This window comes from Aeromonas dhakensis, from assembly GCF_002285935.1.
Taxonomy (GTDB): domain Bacteria; phylum Pseudomonadota; class Gammaproteobacteria; order Enterobacterales; family Aeromonadaceae; genus Aeromonas; species Aeromonas dhakensis.
Genome location: NZ_CP023141.1, coordinates 830,001 through 849,327, shown reverse-complemented (window position 1 = coordinate 849,327; position 19,327 = coordinate 830,001). Strand labels below are relative to the sequence as shown.

Genomic DNA, 19,327 nt, shown 5'->3' with positions numbered 1-19,327 from the left:
AATCTCTTTCGCAGCCAGCACTGGCGCCACTCAGGCCTGCCCCTTGATTTTATTGGGCTGACGGGCTGATCCCGCCCTTGCGTCTGGGCTCTGCCTCCCCCTCATGGCCTACGTTCGACTAGAGTAGGGTTGTCTTCACAACCAACCGGAATGGACGCCATGAAACCTTTGACCCTGATCGGACTGACCGCCCTGCTCACCGCCTGCGGCGGCGGGGGCGGCGACAACAGCAGCCAGCCACCACAGGCCCAGCTCTCGCTGGCCTTCTCCGACGCCCCGGTAGATGCCGTCAGCAAGGTCTGCATCGCCGTCTCCAACATCAGCATCCACCCCGTCGCCGGCACCGAGCAGAGCTGGACCACCGCCAGCTTCCTCACCTCGACCCAGGACGATGGCTGTACCCCGAGCGGCGAGACCATTCCGCTCGACAGCGCAGGGAGGCCGCTATTTACCTACATCGATCTGCTGAGTTATCAGGGGTCCGCCAGTCGCCCCCTGCTGGCCAGCCAGAGCGTTGTGCCCGGCAACTACAGCCAGATGCGGCTGCGGGTGCTGGACGGGCGGGAGGTCGCCAACCAGTTTCTGGACGGCACCCCCTACTCCTACGTCAAGCAGGATGATGGGGTGATCAAGCCGCTCGAGGTGCCCAGCAGCGAGCTCAAGCTGGACGCCTTCACCATCGCCGCCAACGGCCTCAGTGCCTTCACCACCGAATTCGATCTGCGCCAGTCCATGGTGCTGCCAGGCCACGAGCAGTACTACAAGCTCAAGCCGAGAGGCGTACGGCTGGTGAACAACACTCAGGTCGCCACCGTCAAGGGTACGGTGGCAGCCGGGCTGTGCGGTGGCCAGCTGACCGACAAGGCCTTCGTCTACTTCTATGACGAGCTGCGCCCGGTGGGTGACGACGCCTATCCCGACATGGCCGACAGCGACAACGGCTTCTACGCTAGCGCCCCCGTACTGCCGCAGACCGGAGGCGGCTTTGGCTACGAGCTGGGATTTGTCAATCTCGGCAGCTACGATCTGGTACTGGTCTGCAACGGCGACGAGGATGATCCGGCAGTGGCCGGCGACCCGCTGCAACTGGAACAGGTGCAGAAGGCCCAGACGGTGGTGGCACCCACCACCAGCATCAACTTCCAGTAACGGGCGACAAGGGGGACGACCGCATGAGCAGATACCAACCCATCAGTTGCGATCTCTACGACTGGCTGGAGATCGCCGCCAGCTGGCAGCTGCCGGTCATCCTCACCTGTAAGGATGGCCGCCAGTGGGTGGACAAGATCCGCACCATAGAGGCCAGAGAAGGGGTCGAGTACCTGCTGCTGCACGGTGGCGAACGCCTCAGCCTGGCGGAGCTGGCGACCATGGCGCTCAACTGGCAGGGGGAGGAGAAGCTGGTCCGCTTTGCCCCGCCAACCGACAGCCAGTAGATGGCAAGAGGGCCAACCCCATCGGGTTGGCCCTCTTCTTTGATTGCTCGGCAGGCATCGTCGTGGCCGTTACCCCGCCAGCGCCGCCATCACGTAGACATCGAAGCGGTTGCTCTTGGTCTCGATGGCCATGCTCGGCTTCTGCTCGTTGAGCCAGCCTGCGTAGTCCGGCCGCTTCACCACTACCCGCCGATCCGCCATGGTGAGCGCCGCAGGCAGCAGGGCATCGGCGTCGAGATCCGCTCCCACCAGCGACTGGAACACCCGCATCTCTTTTTTCACCAGAGCAGACTTCTGCTTGTGGGGGAACATGGGGTCGAGGTAGATGACATCCGGCCGCTCGGCCAATCCCAGCAGGGTCTCCACCGCAGGGCCGTGCAGCAGTTGCATCCGCTCGCGCACCCAGGGGCCGATCTCGGGATCCTGCGCGGCGCGCGTCAGCCCGTCCTGCAGCAGGGCGGCTACCACGGGGCTGCGCTCAATCATGGTCACCTTGCAACCGAGGGAGGCGAGCACGAAGGCATCCCGCCCCAACCCGGCGGTGGCATCCACCACGGTCGGCATGGCGCCCGCCTTGAGCCCCACCGCCTTGGCGATGGACTGGCCACGGCCACCGCCGAACTTGCGGCGATGAGCCACCGCCCCTTCGACGAAATCCACGTAGACGGCGCCCAGCTTGGGTTCGTCCAGCTTGCGCAGCTCCAGCCGCTCCGGGGTGAACACCAGGGCAAACTGGGGCAGGTCGATCTGGTCAAGCTGGCTGCTCAGGGCTGCTGCCTGGGCCGCCTTGGCGGGGTCTTCGAGGAGGATTTGCATGGGCTCTGGATGCATTCTAAGTTCAGTGAACCGAGTGTATCACAGCCCCTTTGCGTCGCTGTAGGGAGGAAACCCCATGCACCTGCTTATCGCCCTGCTGCTTGTCGCCCAGAGCGGCGGCCAGCTCAAGGTCTGCGGCGTTGACTGGCCCCCCTTCTCCTACGCCGAACAGGGCAAGCTGATGGAGGGCATATCGGTCGAGATCCATCAGGAGGTGGCACACCGCCTCGGCATGCAGCTCACCCTGCTCGAACTGCCGTGGGGACGCTGCGAACAGTACGTCAACACCGAGCTGGCGGACGGCATTCTCGACAACGCGCCCCTCCCCGGCTGCTACCACTCCGATCTTGCCACCGCCTTCTACCCGCTGGCCGCCTATGTGCGCAGCGACAGCCCGCTGCAAACCTTCTCGTGGGAGATGGCCAAGGGGCTGAAAGTAGGGATGGTCAGGGGCTATGACTACACCGACAGGATCAAGCACTTCACCGGTTGGGTGCCCATCAAGGCCCACTCCGACAAGCAGCTGCTGCTGATGCTGGAGAAGAGCCGGGTCGACCTGATAGTGCTGGATTACTTCTCGGCCCCCATTCTCTCCAGAGAGCAGGACGTCAAGATCCGCGCGCTCACTCCCTTTCTCGACTCGACTCCGCTCTACCTCTGCTTCGGCAAGCAGAAGGCAGACCTGCTGCCCGCCTACAACAAGGCGCTGCAGCAGATGCTGGACGAAGGGGTGCTGGATCGCATCTATCTGCGCTATCTCGGGGAGGATTACCGGACACTGAAGGAGAAACAGGAGAGGATGAAAGCGGCGCAGTAAGGGTCAGCTGGTCTGCAAGAACATGCTCTTGTCGTTGAGCTGCAAATACTCGGTGAGGTCGTCGTAGGCGAGCGGCCGGCTCAGCAGATAACCCTGGGTGAAGGCGCACCCCTTCTGGCAGAGGAAGTTGAGCTGCTCGCGGGTCTCCACCCCCTCGATCACCACCTGCATGCCAAGGTTGTGCACTATGTTGATGATGCCGTCCAGCAGCAGCCGGTCCTGCTCGTTGAACGGGATGTGGCGCACGAAGGCCCGGTCGATCTTCACCAGGTCCACCGGGAAGTTGCGCAGATAGTTGAGCGCCGAGTAGCCGGTGCCAAAGTCGTCGATGGCCAGCTTGCAGCCCGCCTCGCGCAGGGCATCGATCCGCACCCTGTGCTGATCGCTGGTCTCCATCAGCAGGGATTCGGTGATCTCGATGACGATGTCCGCCGGGTCCAGCCCGAAGTGGTGGATCACCTTGAGCCACTCGCTCGCCTCCGGATCTATGGTCTGGAACTCCAGGGTGGAGCGGTTGATGGACATCTGCAGATCCGGGAAGCCGGATTGCTGCAGCCGCGCCAGATCCCGGCACGACTGCCACAGCACCAGCGCCCCCAACCCCTGGATGAGCCCCGCCTCCTCCGCCAGCGGAATGAAGTCCGCCGGCGACACCTGACCCCAGTGCGGGTGATACCAGCGCACCAGCGCCTCCAACTTGGCGACCCGGCCGCTGCGGTTGTCCCAGATCGGCTGGTAGGCCATGGTCAGCTGCTCGAGCTTGATCGCCTCCGCCAGATCCTGCTGCATCTGGTGACGCTGGCGCACCTCTTCGCGCATGGAGGCGCAGTAGCTGCCGAGCAGCCGTCCCTGCCGCTTGGCGGCAAACAGCGCCTGCTCGGCGTTGCGCAGCAGCTCGTCGCTCTCCAGCCCGTCGCCCGGGCAGAGGGTGATGCCGATGGTGGCCGTCACGTAGAGGTGCTGGTTGGCCAGCATGAAGGGGCGGGCGAAGCCGCCGACCACCTGCTTGGCAAACACCTCGGCCTGGCGGCGGTTGACGATGCCGGGCACCAGGAAGGCGAACTCGTCGCCACCGATGCGGGCCACCAGATCTTCGGTGCGCACCCGGCTCACCAGCCGATCCGACACCTCCCGCAGCAGGGCGTCACCGGCGTGGTGATCCATGCTGTTGTTGACCGCCTTGAAGTTGTTGAGGTCGAGCACCATCAGCGCGAAGCGCTCGCCCCGCTCGCAGAAGCGGCTGAGGCAGCGGCCGAACAGCCAGCGGTTGGGCAGACCGGTAAGGTTGTCGTAGTTGGCCTGGGCAGCGATCTTCTGCTCCGCCAGCTTGGTCTGGGAGAGATCGCTGAAGATGGCGATGTACTGGCTGATCCGCCCCCCTTCCCGCAGGGTGCTGATCATCAGCTGCTGGGGGTAGAGCTTGCCGTTCTTGCGCTTGTTCCACACCTCGCCGCGCCACACCCCCACCCGCTCCAACGCGTGGTACATGTCGGCGTAGAAGGCCTGATCGTGCAAACCGGACTTGAGCAGGTTGGGGCGCAGGCCGCACACCTCCTCCTCGCTGTAGCCGGTGATCTGTTCGAACGCCGGGTTGACCGAGATGATGCGACTGTCGGCGTCGCACACCAGGATAGCCTCTGAGAGGTTGTCATAGACCCGGTGGGAGAGCTTGAGCTGCTCGGCGTGACGTTTGAGGGGGTCTATGTTCTCCAGCACCACCATCAGGTAGTCGGGCTGCAATTGATCGTCCCGCACCAGGGTGACGGTAACCCGCCCCCACAGCAACTGGCCGTCACGGTGCAGGTAACGCTTCTCCTGGGTGAAGGCGGTACGCTCGCCGCGCCTGAGCTCTTCATAGCAGGCGACGCTGCGCAGCCAGTCTTCCGGATGATTGAGCTCGGCGGCGTTGCGATGAACCAGCTCCTCCTGGCTGTAGCCCAACATCTTTTCGATGGCCGGATTGGTCCAGAGGATCTTGCCGTCCAGATCGAGCTTGCCGATCCCCACCGGGGCGTGGGACATCATGGTGTGCAGAAAATCGTGGTACTCGGGCTGGGGCGGCGCCTGCTGCTGCAGCATCAGCGCCAGTTCGCGCCCGGCCAGCGGAGCCAGCAGGCGCAGCAGCCCCATCACCTTGTCCATGTTGGTGAGCGGCCGCTTGAACAGCAGGCTGCAGATGCCCACCGTCTCCCCCTGCGCGCTCTTGAGGGCGATGCCGGCATAGGCCTGGATCTGCCAGGCCTGCAACACGGCGGCGTGGGGGAACAGCTGCTGTACCCGATCGCTGAACCAGGCCTCGCCCTCCTGCAGGGTGATCTCCCCCAGGGTGGCGCTGACCGGAAAACTGAAGCGGGTCGTATCGAGAGAGGCGGGATAGGTTGCATGCACCTTGCAGGAGAGCCCCGCTTGATCCCTACCCGAAATCAGGACGAAGTCGGCCCCGACCGCTGCTGCGATTTCACTCACAAAGGTATCGAAATATCCCTGACCACTCGAATGAGACAGACTTGAGATGATTTGATAGACAGACTCGAGTGCTCGCCTCATGGCAAGGTTCTTTCTCTCCTTGGAAGGTAGACCCCGACTCTACTGAAGAGGCGGGAACAGTGCAAACATGCTATCCGCAAGATATTAAAATGCCTTGAGAAAAGGGACCAAAAGGTCCCTTTTTATCTCAAAAATCACGCGGTGATCGCACTCTGTGGCAGAGGTGTACCTGCTTGAAGCTCACGCCTGGCGGGGCCTGCAGCCTCATGCGGCAATCCCGCTGTGGCGCAACAAGGCATCCACCTGAGGCTCACGGCCACGGAAGGCGCGGAACAGCTCCATCGGCTCCTTGGAACCGCCCTTCTCCAGGATGTTCTTCAGGAAGGAGTGGCCGGTCACCGGGTTGAAGATCCCCTCCTCCTCGAAGCGGGAGAAGGCGTCGGCGGAGAGCACTTCCGCCCACTTGTAGCTGTAGTAGCCCGCCGCATAACCGCCGGCGAAGATGTGGGAGAAGCTGTGCTGGAAGCGGTTGAAGGCCGGCGGCGTCATCACCGCCACCTCGCGACGCACCTCGTCCAGCAGCGCCGGGATCTGATCCGCATTGGCCGGGTCAAACTCCTGGTGGAGACGGAAGTCGAACAGGGCGAACTCCAGCTGGCGCAGCATCTGCATGGCCGCCTGGAAGTTGCGGGCGGTCAGCATCTTCTCCAGCAGATCGGCAGGCAGCGGCTCGCCGGTCTCGTGATGGCCGGAGATGAAGGCCAGTGCCTCGGACTCCCAGCACCAGTTCTCGAGGAACTGGCTCGGCAGCTCCACCGCATCCCAGGCCACGCCGTTGATGCCGGCCACGCCGGCCACGTCGATCCGGGTCAGCATGTGGTGAATGCCGTGGCCGAACTCGTGGAACAGAGTGACCACTTCGTTGTGGGTGAACAGGGCCGGTTTGCCGTCCACCGGGCCGTTGAAGTTGCAGGTCAGGTAGGCCACCGGTTTTTGCAGCGAACCGTCCTGACGGTAGCGACGACCCAGGCAGACATCCATCCAGGCACCGCCCTGCTTGTGCTCGCGGGCATAGAGGTCGAGGTAGAAGCTGCCGCGCAGCTCGTCCTCGGCATCGAAGATGTCGTAGAAGCGCACGTCCGGGTGCCAGGTGTCGATGCCGAGGCGCTCGCGCACCTTCATGCCGAACACCCGCTTGACCACCTCGAACAGCCCTTTCACCACCTTGCTGGCGGGGAAGTAGGGGCGCAGCTGCTCGTCGGAGATGGAGAACTTGTGCTGCTTGAGCTTCTCGGCGTAATAGGGAATATCCCAGGCCGCCAGCTCGCTCTGGCCGTGCTGTTCGCTGGCGAAGGCGCGGATCTCTTCCAGCTCGGCCTTGCCCTGCGACAGGGAGCGGCGCGCCAGATCGGTGAGGAAGTTCACCACCTGCTCCGGCTTGTCCGCCATCTTGGTGGCAAGGGAGAGCTCGGCGTAGTTGGCAAAGCCCAGCAGCTGGGCCAGCTCGCGGCGCAGGGTGAGCAGCTCGGTCATGATGGCGGAGTTGTCCCACTTGCCGGCATTGGGGCCCTGGTCGGAGGCGCGGGTGGTGAAGGCCTCGTACAGCTCGGCGCGCAGGGCGCGGTTGTCGGCATACATCATCACCGGCAGGTAGGAGGGGATGTCCAGAGTGAACAGCCAGCCTTCCTTGCCCTTCAGCTCGGCCAGCTGGCGAGCGGCGGCCTGTGCACTCGCAGGCAGCCCGGCCAGCTCGGCCTCGTCGATCACCAGCTTGCTCCAACCCTGGGTCGCGTCCAGCACGTTGTTGCTGAAACGGGAGGCCAGCTCGGAGAGGCGGGCCTGGATCTCGCCGTAGCGCTGCTGCGCCTCGGCGGGCAGGCCGATACCGGACAGGCGAAAATCGCGCAGGGTATTCTGGATCTCCTTGCGCTGGGCGGCGCTCAGCAGGGGGAAATCGTCGCTCTCGGAGAGGGCCAGGTAGGCTTGATAGAGCCCTTCGTGCTGGCCGACGTAGGTCTGGAATTCGGACAGCAGCGGCAGGCAGGCGTCGTGGGCCTCGCGCAGCGCCTCGCTGTTGAGCACGGAGTTGAGGTGGCTGACCGGCGACCAGATCCGGGACAGACGGTCATTTACCTCTTCCAGCGGGGCGATCAGGCTGTCCCAGGTATGGGGCTCGCGCTGGGCCAGCACATCGCTGATCTTCTGTTTGCAATCGGCAATGGCCTGCGTCACGGCAGGCTGTACTTGGTCGGGCTGGATCTGGCTGAACGGGGGCAGCGAGTCCATTGTCAGCAAAGGGTTAGTCATCCGGCAATACCTCTAAATTCTCTACAGCCCCTGCCGTCCAGAAGCTTGCTTGGACTACCTAAGATGTAGGCAGAAACCCCATTAATCAAGCCTTTGCCATCGAGAGCGAGGGCCGCTGCCCACATTTGGTCAAAAGCTGAGCGCAAAACGACCAGATAGCCTCCCAGAAACGACAATGCCGGCCCCGGGGCCGGCATTGTCTGCATTGCATAGAAGGCGTCCTGCCATCAGGCCCGGGCATCTTCCTTCAGCCACTGCGCCACGCGCTTGGCGAAGTAGGTGAGGATGCCGTCGGCCCCGGCCCGCTTGAAGCAGAGCAGGGACTCCATGATGCTCTCTTTCTCCTTCAGCCAGCCGTTCTGGATCGCCGCCATGTGCATGGCGTACTCGCCGCTCACCTGGTAGGCAAAAGTCGGCACGCCGAACTGATCCTTCACCTGGCGGATCACGTCCAGATAGGGCATGCCCGGCTTGACCATCACGCTGTCGGCCCCTTCCTGGATATCCAGCGCCACCTCGTGCAGGGCTTCGTTGCTGTTGGCCGGATCCATCTGATAGGTGGCCTTGTTGCTCTTGCCGAGGTTGCCGGCCGAGCCGACCGCGTCGCGGAACGGGCCGTAGTAGCAGGAAGCGTACTTGGCGGAGTAGGCCATGATCTGGGTGTTGATGAAGCCGTTCTCTTCCAGCGCCGCGCGAATGGCACCGATACGGCCATCCATCATGTCGGACGGCGCCACGATATCGACCCCGGCGGCAGCGTGGGAGAGCGCCTGTTTCACCAAGATCTCGGTGGTGATGTCGTTCAGCACATAGCCTTCATCATCGATGATGCCGTCCTGACCGTGGGTGGTAAACGGGTCGAGCGCCACGTCGGTGATGACCCCCAGCTCCGGGAAGCGGGCCTTCAAGGCACGCACGGTGCGCTGGGCCAGCCCGTCCGGGTTGTAGGCTTCTTCCGCCAGCAGGCTCTTCTGCTCGAGTGGAGTGACCGGGAACAGGGCGATGGCCGGCACGCCAAGCGCCACCAGTTCGGCAGCCTCCTCCAGCAACAGATCGATGGAGAGACGCTCCACCCCAGGCATGGAGGGGACGGCTTCACGGCGGTTTTCCCCCTCCAGCACGAACACGGGGTAGATGAGATCATTGGCGGTCAGTACGTTCTCGCGCACCAGACGACGGCTGAAATCATGTTTGCGCACCCGGCGCAGGCGGCGGCCCGGAAAGGCGCCTGGAAGAGTTGTAGCCATGAGTCACTCCAAAAGAGGAAGTTGGAAAAACGCGGCGGAGGTGGCCCGGGTATGGGCCAGCAAGGCCTCGGGCGCTTCACCACGGCAGGCCGCCACCACCTGGGCGATGTGCGGCAAAAAAGCGGGTTCGTTGCGTTTGGGTCTGGGTTTCAGATCCCGCGGCACCAGGTAGGGGGCGTCCGTCTCTATCATCAGCCGGCCGGCCGGAATGCGGGCCACCTGTTCACGCAGCTGCTGACCGCGGCGTTCGTCGCAGAGCCAGCCGGTCACCCCGATATGCAGCCCCAGCGCCAGACACTGGTCCAGCTCCTCATCGGAGCCGGTGAAGCAGTGCAGCACGGCCCCCGGCAGCTTGGGCAGCCAGGGGCGCAGGATCTCGATGAAACGGGCGTGGGCATCGCGGCAATGGAGAAACACCGGCATCCCGAGCTCGGCGGCCAGCGCCAGCTGAGCGTCGAACACCGCGTCCTGCACCGGACGGGGCGAGAAGTCGCGATTGTAGTCGAGACCGCACTCGCCGATGGCCACCACCTGGGGCAGTGCCGCCAGCGTGCGCAGGGCCGGCCAGGTGTGGTCATCCACGCTCTTGGCGTCGTGGGGGTGCACCCCGGCGGTGGAGAAGCAGTAGCCCGGCCAGCGGGCGGCCAGGGTAGCGCTCTCGTGACTGCCGACCAGATCGGTGCCGGTCAGGATCAGCGCCTCCACCCCGGCGGCGCGGGCGCGGGCCACCAGATCGGCCTGTTCATCGGCGAACTGGCTGCTGGTCAGGTTTACACCTATGTCGATCATGGGGTCAGCGGGTCCGAACAAAAGGAAGACATATCAGGTATTTGAAAACCATCTACTCGATGGGGCCTTACCATACGCCTCGAACGGGAGCATGAAAAGAGGAAGGGAGCCTCAGCTCCCCTCTTCCGTTGATTCCTGTTGCTCCTCGTCCTCTTTCTTCACGTAGAAGCGGGCGAAGAACAGACCTATCTCCCACAAAGCCCACATGGGGATCGCGAGCAAGGTCTGGGAAAAGACATCCGGCGGCGTCAACAGCATGCCGACCACGAACACCCCGACGACGACGTAGGGACGTTTCTCCTTCAGGCTCTTGGGGGTGGTCACCCCGGTCCAGCACAGCAGTATGGTGGCTACCGGAATTTCGAACGCCACCCCGAACGCGAAGAACAGGGTCAGCACGAAGTCCAGATAGCTGGCAATGTCGGTCGCCACCGTTACTCCGGCGGGCGCGGTGCTGGTGAAGAAACCGAACACCAGCGGGAACACCACGTAGTAGGCAAACGCCATGCCGGCGTAGAACAACACGGCACTGGAGGCGACCAGCGGCATGATGAGACGCCGTTCATGCTGGTACAGACCGGGGGCGATGAAGGCCCAGGCCTGGTAGAGCAGATAGGGGATCGCCACGAAGAAGGAGACCACCAGGGTCAGCTTGATCGGCGTCAGGAAGGGCGTCGCCACGTCCGTCGCTATCATGCTGGTCCCTTCCGGCAGCTGGCTGAGCAGCGGCTGGGCCACGAAGTCGTAGATGTTGTTGGAGAAGTAGATCAGCGCGATGAACACCAGCAGGATGGCGGTGATGGAACGCAGCAGGCGCGTTCTCAGCTCTACCAGGTGGCTGATCAGAGGTTGCTCGGCCTGACTCATGGCTGCTTCACCTCCCCTTGTTCGGTACGTGACTGGGCACCGGAGCGCTCATCCACGATCGCAGTCTGTTCCGGCGCGGCCGCCGCCGCGGCTGGCGGCACCGGCTCCTCCTTCACCTCGGCCGACGCCGGTGCGGGATGGATAGTGTTTTGCTGTTCGTATGGACGGGTCACCGATTGTGCGGCCGCTTTCAGCTGCTCGATAGACTCCTGCAGCTCGGGGCTCAGGTTGTTCATCTGCAGCTGTTCGGCCTTCTTCAGGTCGTTGTGCAGATCCTGCAACTTGAGCTCCTGCTCCAGCTCGGCCTTGACCGAGTTGGCGGTGCTGCGGATCAGTCTAATCCAGTGGCTGGCGGTACGGATCGCCACGGGCAGCCGCTCGGGACCGAGCACCACCAGGGCGACGACACCAATGACAACCAGCTCCCAGAAACCGATATCGAACATGGCTTAGGCCTGATCTTTATCTTTCTGCTTGGCGGCATCGCTAGGCTGGCCGGCCGCTTCGTTCAGCTGCTTCGGCGGAAACTCGGCATCCTTCTGCTCGGACTTGGCATCGCTCGGCTCGTCAGAGAGCGCCTTCTTGAAACCCTTGACCGCGGCGCCCAGATCACCACCGATGCCACGCAGCTTCTTGGTACCAAACAGCAGCACGACGATGACTGCGATGATCAACAATTGCCAAATACTGATACCACCCATGATTTTTATCTCCAGGACAGGCGCCCGCTGGCGCGGTTTATTTAATGAGAACGGGTCCGCAACCAACCCAGCAGCCAGCATAACCCGGCGCCGGCGAGGCTGATTTGTCCCCACTCAATGTGTTGTTTTTGGGTCAGCAAGAATACACCGGCCAATAGCAGGCTGGCTCCAACCCCTAAGAGGTAGCGAGCCTGACCCTGCCGACGACTGTGACGGCGGAACTCGGCGAACATCTGGTCGAAATGGTGCTGTTGATGGCGAGTCTGGCGCAGGGTCTCGTAGACCAGCTCCGGCAGTTCCGGCAGCTTCTCCGCCCAGAATGGCGCCTTCTCCTTGATGGCTGTCCACACCGCCTTGGGCCCCACCTGCTGGTACATCCAGTTTTCCAGATAGGGTTTGGCAGTCTGCCACAGATCCAGCTGGGGATAGAGTTGACGACCCAGCCCTTCCACATAGAGCAGGGTTTTCTGCAGCAACACCAACTGCGGCTGCACCTGCATGTTGAAGCGACGGGCGGTGTTGAACAGGTTGAGCAGCACGTGGCCGAACGAGATCTCGGACAGCGGCTTCTCGAAGATGGGTTCAAGCACGGTGCGGATGGCGAACTCGAACTCGTCCACCTTGGTATCAGGCGGCACCCAGCCGGACTCCACGTGCAGCTCGGCCACCCGGCGGTAGTCGCGGTTGAAGAAGGCGAGGAAGTTCTCCGCCAGGTAGCGCTTGTCTTCCCGGTTGAGGGTGCCGACGATGCCGCAGTCGATGCCGATCCAGAGTGGATTCTCCGGATGTTCATAGGAGACGAAGATGTTGCCCGGGTGCATGTCGGCGTGGAAGAAGCTGTCGCGGAACACCTGGGTGAAGAACACCTCCACCCCGCGCTCGGCCAGCAGCTTCATGTTGGTGCCGTTGGCCTCCAGCGCCGCGATGTCGGAGACCGGAATGCCGTAGATCCGCTCCATCACCAGCACCTGCTCGCGGCAGTGCTCGGTGAACACCTCGGGCACGTAGAGCGCCTCTGAGCCGGTGAAGTTGCGGCGCAGCTGGATGGCGTTGGCCGCCTCCCGCATCAGGTTGAGCTCGTCGAGGATGGTCTTGCGATACTCCTCCACCACCTCGATGGGGCGCAGTCGTCCGCTCTGGGGCACGAAACGGGCCACCAGACGGGCCAGCGCCTGCATCAGCCGCAGGTCGGCCTCGATGACCGGCTCGATATCGGGGCGGATCACCTTGATGACGATCTCGCGGCCGTTCTCCTTCAGCCTGGCGGTATGCACCTGGGCGATGGAGGCGGACGCCAGCGGCGTCTCGTCGAAATCGTCGAACAGGGTCTCTATGGTGCAGCCCAGGCTCGCCTCGATCTGGCGACGGGCGGCCTGACCGCAGAAGGGGGGCACCCTGTCCTGCAGCAAGGCCAGCTCCTCGGCGATGTCAGGCGGCAGCAGATCGCGCCGGGTCGAGAGCATCTGACCGAACTTGATGAAGATGGGGCCGAGCGCCTCGAAGGCGAGCCGGATGCGGGCACCACGGCTCAGCTCCTGGTGTTTGTTCTTGAGCCAGAACAGGCTGCGGCGGGCCAGCCGGCCGGGCCAGGGCTGATAACGGGCGGGCACCAGCTCGTCGATGCCCTGCTCCAGCAGGATGCTGATGATGCGATAGAGGCGCTTGAACTCCTTCGGTGTCATCAGGCTACCCGCTGTTCGAAGCGGGCCAGCCGCAGCTCGACCGCTTTCATCTGTTGCGCCAGCAGCTCGACATCGTCGTTGAAGCTGGCCACTTCCAGCGGACCCGGCGCAAGCCGGATCTCTTCGGTCAGATACTCGGCCAGCTGACGCTGGCTGCGGCACAGTTCACGGCCCAGCAAGCGACGCGCCTGACGGGCGCCACGCAGCAGGGTGTGGGCCAGCACGTCGCCGGTGTAGCGGGACAGCTCCTCTTCCCAGTCGATGTCGAGCTCGCCCAGCAGCACGCTGAACGCCTGCACCAGCTGGGGGTCGCCGCTCAGATCAAGCTTCTCCTCGCGGATGTAACGCGTCAGAGAGGAGGGTTCCTTGAGCAGGCCGAGGGCGGTCAGGGAGAGGCTCAGCACCGCATCGGCCTCCCCTTCAAACTTGGCCAGCACATCCAGCCGGCGCCCGGAGAAGACAAACCAGAGCGGCTTGAGCTCGCGCAGCTCCAGCTTGAGTACCTTGCCCGCCAGCTTGCGCAACCGCTCGGGGCTCTGCTTGTCCAGTTCCAGCAGCCGGTTGAGGCTGGTTTCGATCACCGCGGTGACCATGGCATCCATCGGCATAGGCGACCTTAAAACTTGTAACCGCGGTGCAGGGCGACCACGCCCTGGGTCAGGTTGTAGAACTCCACCTGCTCGAAACCGACATTTTCCATCATGCCGGCCAGGGTCTGCTGATCCGGGTGCATGCGGATGGATTCCGCCAGATATTTGTAACTTTCGCTGTCGTTCGCGACGATTTCGCCCATTTTCGGCAGCAATTTGAAGGAGTAGAGATCATAAAGCTTGGCGATCACTTCGCTCACCGGCTTGGAGAACTCCAGCACCAGCAGACGGCCGCCCGGCTTCAGTACCCGGAACATGGAGGCGAGCGCCTTGTCCTTGTCGGTAACGTTGCGCAGGCCGAAGCCGATGGTGATGACGTCGAAATGGTTGTCCGGGAAGGGGAGCGCCTCGGCGTTGGCCTGAACGTAGGAGACGTTGTTGGCCACCCCCAGGTTGCGCAGCTTGTCGCGACCCACCTTGAGCATGGAGTCGTTGATGTCGGCCAGCACCACCTGACCGGTTTCACCGACGATGCGGGAGAACTTGGCGGTCAGATCGCCGGTACCACCGGCCAGATCCAGCACCTTCTGGCCCTTGCGCACACCGGAGCAGTCGATGGTGAAGCGCTTCCACAGGCGGTGGATGCCGAACGACATCAGATCGTTCATCAGATCATACTTGGCTGCCACCGAATGGAAGACGCCGGCGACCAGTGTTTCCTTCTCGGTCGCGGCCACGGTTTTAAAGCCAAAATGCGTTGTCGTAGTCTGTTCTGACATCCCTTAAACACCCATAGAGCAAAGAATGGCCGCCAGTTTACCAGAGCCAATGGCGTGCGGACACCTTAAACCCGGCTGGCGACCAACTGCATCCCCAGCACCACCATGGCCAGACAGAGAAACAGGTTGAGGCCGATGTTGAGCAGCGCCTTGAGATAAGCGCCGTGCTGGGCCAGCGCTACCGTGTCCAGCGCAAAAGAGGAGAAGGTGGTGAGGGCACCGAGGATCCCCACCATCAGCAGCGGCTTCATCGGGTGTTCGGCTATGTGGCCGTGCAGGATGAGGGCGTAGGCTACCCCCATGATGAAGGAGCCGATCAGATTGACCATCAGGGTGCCGTAGGGGAAGTGGCGCCCCAGCAGCAGCGCCATCAGCTCGGCGATACCAAAACGCAGGCAGGCACCGATGGCCCCACCGGCAGCAACAAATAACCAGGTTTGCATGGAAGCAGACTCCACAGTATCAGGCCGACATTATGCAAAATGTCGACCCGGGGGGACAGCAGGGCAATTAATCGACGCCCTCGGCTCAACGGCGAAAATCGACCGGTTCGCTCTGCGCCAGGTGCAGCGTAGTTTGGGCCGGCCTGGTGTCGGCAATCAGTTTGCCATGGCGAATGGAGTAGCGCACCGGCACCTGGCGGCGCACCGCATCGAAGCCGTTTTCGGCAGGCAGGATCAGCAGATTGGCCGGTTTGCCCAGCTCGATGCCGTAGCGATCCTGCACGTTCAGGGTGCGGGCGCTGTGACTGCCGATCAGCTTGAGGCTGTCGTTGATCTCTTCGTACCCCATGATCTGGCAGACATGCAGCCCCATGTGCAGCACCTGCAGCATGTTGGCCGTCCCCATGGGATACCAGGGGTCGAACACGTCGTCGTGACCGAAGCAGACGTTGATGTTCGCCGCCAGCATCTCCTTCACCCGGGTGATGCCGCGGCGTTTTGGATAGCTGTCGAAGCGCCCCTGCAGGTGGATATTCACCAGCGGATTGGCGACGAAGTTGATATCCGCCAGCTTCAACAGCCGGAACAGGCGCGACGCATAGGCCCCGTTGTAGGAGTGCATGGCGGTGGTGTGGCTGGCGGTCACCCGCTGGCCCATGCCGCGCTCGTAGGCCAGGGTCGCCAGCGTCTCGATGAAGCGGGACTGCTCGTCGTCGATCTCGTCGCAGTGCACATCGACCAGAACCTGATACTTCTCGGCAAGATCGAACACGTAGTGCAGACTTTCGACCCCGTATTCCCGGGTAAACTCGAAATGGGGGATGGCACCGATCACGTCGGCACCCAGCTTGATGGCCTCTTCCAGCAACGCCTTGCCGTTCGGGTAGGAGAGAATCCCCTCCTGCGGGAAGGCGACGATCTGCAGCTCCACCCACTCCTTCATCTCTTCCCGCACCTCCAGCATTGCCTTGAGTGCGACCAGATTGGGATCGGAGACATCGACGTGGGTACGAACGAACTGGATACCGTTGGCGATCTGCCACTTCAGCGTCTGGATGGCGCGCCGTTTCACATCCTCGTGGGTCAACAGTGTCTTGCGCTCGGCCCAGCGTTCTATCCCCTCGAACAGGGTGCCGGAGAGGTTCCAGCTCGGCTCGCCCGCCGTCTGGGTGGTATCGAGATGGATGTGGGGTTCGATAAAGGGGGCAATGGCGAGCCCCTCCTCCCCATCCAGCTCATGGGTGGAGAGCAGATGAGTGCTCATGGGCTCGATGGCACGGATCAGGCCATCCTGGCAGAGGATCTGCCAGGTCCCCTCCCTGCCGGCCAGGCGCAGGTTCTTTATCAGCATGTTTTTCTTCCTTTTTTCAGCCGCCAATTGCTTTTTCAAGCCACAACTTAGCTTGGATCAATTTGATAGAAAAGCGTTCATATTGAATACATATGAGACTGTTACTATTGATAGACAGCAACAATAAAAGGGAGTTGATTGGGATGAAAGCAGGATTGACCGAGATCGGCAGCGCAGGCTTGTTTCACGAGTATCTGCAGACGCTGGGCATCAGCAAGCCGCCGTTGACCTCGATAGAGAAGCAGTGGGAATACAAGCGCGATGAACGACTGGTGGCCGCCATCCAGATAGAAGCGTCGGGGCAGCCCCGTTTCTATCTCGATGCCAGACAGATATCGATGAATTGAAAAAGCAGAAACAAAAAAGCCTCCCTATTGGGAGGCTTTAATATTTAATGGTGCTGATACCCAGAATCGAACTGGGGACCTCATCCTTACCAAGGATGCGCTCTACCGACTGAGCCATATCAGCACACTAACCGGTAAAGACCACGCTCACCGCGTAATCTAAAATTGGGTGCCTGGCAGTGTCCTACTCTCGCATGGCGAATGCCACACTACCATCGGCGCTACAGCGTTTCACTTCTGAGTTCGGCATGGGGTCAGGTGGTTCCACTGCGCTATTGCCGCCAGGCAAAATCTTCAATCTGAAAAAGCTGATTTAATTCTTCGTTCTCGGTATCTGCTACAAGCCTTCGAACACTTCTTGGGTGTTGTATGGTTAAGCCTCACGGGTAATTAGTATGGGTTAGCTCAACACGTCGCCGCGCTTACACACCCCACCTATCAACGTTGTGGTCTCCAACGGCCCTTTAGGACCCTCAAGGGGTCAGGGATGACTCATCTCAGGGCTCGCTTCCCGCTTAGATGCTTTCAGCGGTTATCGATTCCGAACTTAGCTACCGGGCAGTGCCACTGGCGTGACAACCCGAACACCAGAGGTTCGTTCACTCCGGTCCTCTCGTACTAGGAGCAACTCCCTTCAATCATCCAACGCCCACGGCAGATAGGGACCGAACTGTCTCACGACGTTCTGAACCCAGCTCGCGTACCACTTTAAATGGCGAACAGCCATACCCTTGGGACCGACTTCAGCCCCAGGATGTGATGAGCCGACATCGAGGTGCCAAACACCGCCGTCGATATGAACTCTTGGGCGGTATCAGCCTGTTATCCCCGGAGTACCTTTTATCCGTTGAGCGATGGCCCTTCCATTCAGAACCACCGGATCACTATGACCTACTTTCGTACCTGCTCGACCTGTCCGTCTCGCAGTTAAGCTGGCTTATGCCATTGCACTAACCTCCTGATGTCCGACCAGGATTAGCCAACCTTCGTGCTCCTCCGTTACTCTTTGGGAGGAGACCGCCCCAGTCAAACTACCCACCAGGCACTGTCCGCGAGCCCGATTCAGGGCCCTGCGTTAGAACATCAAACATACAAGGGTGGTATTTCAAGGACGGCTCCAGCGCAACTGGCGTCACGCCTTCAAAGCCTCCCACCTATCCTACACATGTAGGTTCAATGTTCAGTGCCAAGCTGTAGTAAAGGTTCACGGGGTCTTTCCGTCTAGCCGCGGGTACACCGCATCTTCACGGCGAATTCGATTTCACTGAGTCTCGGGTGGAGACAGCATGGCCATGGTTACACCATTCGTGCAGGTCGGAACTTACCCGACAAGGAATTTCGCTACCTTAGGACCGTTATAGTTACGGCCGCCGTTTACCGGGGCTTCGATCAAGAGCTTCGCTTGCGCTAACCCCATCAATTAACCTTCCGGCACCGGGCAGGTGTCACACCCTATACGTCCACTTTCGTGTTTGCAGAGTGCTGTGTTTTTGATAAACAGTCCCAGCCATCTGGTCACTGCGACTCCCGTCAGCTCCATCCGCAAGGGACTTCACCAACAAGAGCGTACCTTCTCCCGAAGTTACGGTACTATTTTGCCTAGTTCCTTCACCCGAGTTCTCTCAAGCGCCTTGGTATTCTCTACCCGACCACCTGTGTCGGTTTGGGGTACGATGACTTGTAATCTGAAGCTTAGAGGCTTTTCCTGGAAGCAGGGCATCAATGGCTTCCGCACCGTGGTGCGTTCGTCTCGTGTCTCAGTGTTGTGTCTCCGGATTTGCCTAGAAACACCACCTACGCACTTTCACCAGGACAACCGTCGCCTGGCCCACCTAGCCTTCTCCGTCCCCCATCGCAATTACAAGTCGTGCAGGAATATTAACCTGCTTCCCATCGACTACGCCTTTCGGCCTCGCCTTAGGGGTCGACTCACCCTGCCCCGATTAACGTTGGACAGGAACCCTTGGTCTTCCGGCGAGGAGGCTTTTCACCCCCTTTATCGTTACTTACGTCAGCATTCGCACTTCTGATATCTCCAGCATACCTCTCGATACACCTTCGCAGACTTACAGAACGCTCCCCTACCACTCACACTTAGTGTGAATCCGCGGCTTCGGTGCCTGGTTTGAGCCCCGTTACATCTTCCGCGCAGGCCGACTCGACTAGTGAGCTATTACGCTTTCTTTAAATGATGGCTGCTTCTAAGCCAACATCCTAGCTGTCTGAGCCTTCCCACATCGTTTCCCACTTAACCAGAACTTTGGGACCTTAGCCGGCGGTCTGGGTTGTTTCCCTCTTCACGACGGACGTTAGCACCCGCCGTGTGTCTCCCGGATATTACTTACTGGTATTCGGAGTTTGCATGGGGTTGGTAAGTCGGGATGACCCCCTAGCCCAAACAGTGCTCTACCCCCAGTAGTATTCGTCCGAGGCGCTACCTAAATAGCTTTCGGGGAGAACCAGCTATCTCCGAGTTTGATTGGCCTTTCACCCCCAGCCACAGGTCATCCCCTAACTTTGCAACGTTAGTGGGTTCGGTCCTCCAGTTGATGTTACTCAACCTTCAACCTGCCCATGGCTAGATCACCCGGTTTCGGGTCTACACCTTGCAACTAGACGCCCAGTTAAGACTCGGTTTCCCTACGGCTCCCCTATACGGTTAACCTCG

At 61.4% G+C, this 19,327-nt stretch carries 17 protein-coding genes, 1 tRNA gene and 2 rRNA genes (1 of these 20 running past the window's edge); 4 read left to right on the top strand and 16 right to left on the bottom strand.

Annotated elements, in window-relative coordinates:
- Window positions 1-159 precede the first annotated feature (159 nt).
- Together CK627_RS04220 and CK627_RS04215 are read left to right on the top strand one after the other, a co-directional pair.
- The gene (locus CK627_RS04220; RefSeq protein WP_167385267.1) at window positions 160-1,149 is read left to right on the top strand and encodes a DUF4382 domain-containing protein; all 990 of its coding nucleotides are present in this window, start codon (window positions 160-162) and stop codon (window positions 1,147-1,149) included.
- A 23-nt stretch (window positions 1,150-1,172) separates the two neighbouring features.
- Window positions 1,173-1,436, top strand: a complete 264-nt coding sequence (locus tag CK627_RS04215; protein ID WP_095591747.1) for a Rho-binding antiterminator — start codon at window positions 1,173-1,175, stop codon at window positions 1,434-1,436.
- 69 nt (window positions 1,437-1,505) lie between these two features.
- On the opposite strand, the gene CK627_RS04210 is transcribed toward CK627_RS04215, so the two are convergent.
- Entirely contained in the window at window positions 1,506-2,252 is a 747-nt protein-coding gene (locus CK627_RS04210) for a class I SAM-dependent methyltransferase (RefSeq protein ID WP_095593455.1), read from the bottom strand.
- A 76-nt stretch (window positions 2,253-2,328) separates the two neighbouring features.
- On the opposite strand from CK627_RS04210, the gene CK627_RS04205 reads away from it, so the two are divergent.
- The gene (locus CK627_RS04205) at window positions 2,329-3,069 is read left to right on the top strand and encodes a substrate-binding periplasmic protein (protein ID WP_017784653.1); all 741 of its coding nucleotides are present in this window, start codon (window positions 2,329-2,331) and stop codon (window positions 3,067-3,069) included.
- A gap of 3 nt (window positions 3,070-3,072) precedes the next feature.
- On the opposite strand, the gene CK627_RS04200 is transcribed toward CK627_RS04205, so the two are convergent.
- The 12 genes from CK627_RS04200 to CK627_RS04145 all read right to left on the bottom strand — a co-directional run bounded on the left by CK627_RS04200 (window position 3,073) and on the right by CK627_RS04145 (window position 16,312).
- Window positions 3,073-5,616: a putative bifunctional diguanylate cyclase/phosphodiesterase gene (locus CK627_RS04200; RefSeq protein ID WP_095591746.1), complete on the bottom strand. Its 2,544-nt coding sequence runs from the start codon at window positions 5,614-5,616 to the stop codon at window positions 3,073-3,075.
- 204 nt (window positions 5,617-5,820) lie between these two features.
- A complete protein-coding gene (gene prlC / locus CK627_RS04195; RefSeq protein WP_095591745.1) occupies window positions 5,821-7,863 on the bottom strand; it encodes an oligopeptidase A in 2,043 nt (680 codons plus the stop codon).
- Between the two features lie 227 nt (window positions 7,864-8,090).
- Window positions 8,091-9,110, bottom strand: coding sequence for a porphobilinogen synthase (gene hemB, locus CK627_RS04190; RefSeq protein ID WP_017766322.1), 1,020 nt, complete (start codon window positions 9,108-9,110; stop codon window positions 8,091-8,093).
- A 3-nt stretch (window positions 9,111-9,113) separates the two neighbouring features.
- On the bottom strand, window positions 9,114-9,899 hold the full coding sequence (locus CK627_RS04185) for a TatD family hydrolase (RefSeq protein ID WP_095591744.1): 786 nt from the start codon (window positions 9,897-9,899) through the stop codon (window positions 9,114-9,116).
- 111 nt (window positions 9,900-10,010) lie between these two features.
- Window positions 10,011-10,766: a twin-arginine translocase subunit TatC gene (tatC, locus tag CK627_RS04180; protein ID WP_005307280.1), complete on the bottom strand. Its 756-nt coding sequence runs from the start codon at window positions 10,764-10,766 to the stop codon at window positions 10,011-10,013.
- Window positions 10,763-11,212, bottom strand: a complete 450-nt coding sequence (tatB, locus tag CK627_RS04175; protein ID WP_017783283.1) for a Sec-independent protein translocase protein TatB — start codon at window positions 11,210-11,212, stop codon at window positions 10,763-10,765. The genes tatC and tatB overlap by 4 nt, the downstream gene beginning before the upstream one ends.
- 3 nt (window positions 11,213-11,215) lie before the next feature.
- On the bottom strand, window positions 11,216-11,467 hold the full coding sequence (tatA, locus tag CK627_RS04170) for a Sec-independent protein translocase subunit TatA (protein WP_005307275.1): 252 nt from the start codon (window positions 11,465-11,467) through the stop codon (window positions 11,216-11,218).
- Between the two features lie 41 nt (window positions 11,468-11,508).
- Complete coding sequence (gene ubiB / locus CK627_RS04165) at window positions 11,509-13,149, bottom strand: ubiquinone biosynthesis regulatory protein kinase UbiB (protein WP_005307274.1); 1,641 nt, start codon at window positions 13,147-13,149, stop codon at window positions 11,509-11,511.
- Window positions 13,149-13,757: a ubiquinone biosynthesis accessory factor UbiJ gene (locus CK627_RS04160; RefSeq protein ID WP_095591743.1), complete on the bottom strand. Its 609-nt coding sequence runs from the start codon at window positions 13,755-13,757 to the stop codon at window positions 13,149-13,151. The genes ubiB and CK627_RS04160 overlap by 1 nt, the downstream gene beginning before the upstream one ends.
- Before the next feature lie 8 nt (window positions 13,758-13,765).
- Window positions 13,766-14,518 (bottom strand): bifunctional demethylmenaquinone methyltransferase/2-methoxy-6-polyprenyl-1,4-benzoquinol methylase UbiE, encoded by a 753-nt coding sequence (gene ubiE, locus CK627_RS04155; protein WP_010635575.1) that lies wholly within the window; start codon window positions 14,516-14,518, stop codon window positions 13,766-13,768.
- Window positions 14,519-14,583: 65 nt separating this feature from the next.
- A complete protein-coding gene (gene crcB, locus CK627_RS04150) occupies window positions 14,584-14,961 on the bottom strand; it encodes a fluoride efflux transporter CrcB (protein WP_005307266.1) in 378 nt (125 codons plus the stop codon).
- A gap of 85 nt (window positions 14,962-15,046) precedes the next feature.
- Entirely contained in the window at window positions 15,047-16,312 is a 1,266-nt protein-coding gene (locus CK627_RS04145) for a cytosine deaminase (RefSeq protein WP_095591742.1), read from the bottom strand.
- A gap of 92 nt (window positions 16,313-16,404) precedes the next feature.
- On the opposite strand from CK627_RS04145, the gene CK627_RS04140 reads away from it, so the two are divergent.
- Window positions 16,405-16,659 carry a hypothetical protein gene (locus CK627_RS04140; protein ID WP_010635577.1) on the top strand — a complete coding sequence of 85 codons (255 nt, stop codon included), beginning with the start codon at window positions 16,405-16,407 and terminating at the stop codon, window positions 16,657-16,659.
- Window positions 16,660-16,707: 48 nt separating this feature from the next.
- On the opposite strand, the gene CK627_RS04135 is transcribed toward CK627_RS04140, so the two are convergent.
- The 3 genes from CK627_RS04135 to CK627_RS04125 all read right to left on the bottom strand — a co-directional run.
- Window positions 16,708-16,783: transfer RNA gene (locus tag CK627_RS04135), tRNA-Thr, on the bottom strand.
- A 47-nt stretch (window positions 16,784-16,830) separates the two neighbouring features.
- Window positions 16,831-16,945: ribosomal RNA gene (rrf, locus tag CK627_RS04130) — 5S ribosomal RNA — on the bottom strand.
- Between the two features lie 83 nt (window positions 16,946-17,028).
- Window positions 17,029-19,327 (bottom strand): 23S ribosomal RNA (locus CK627_RS04125); it runs 589 nt beyond the window's last position.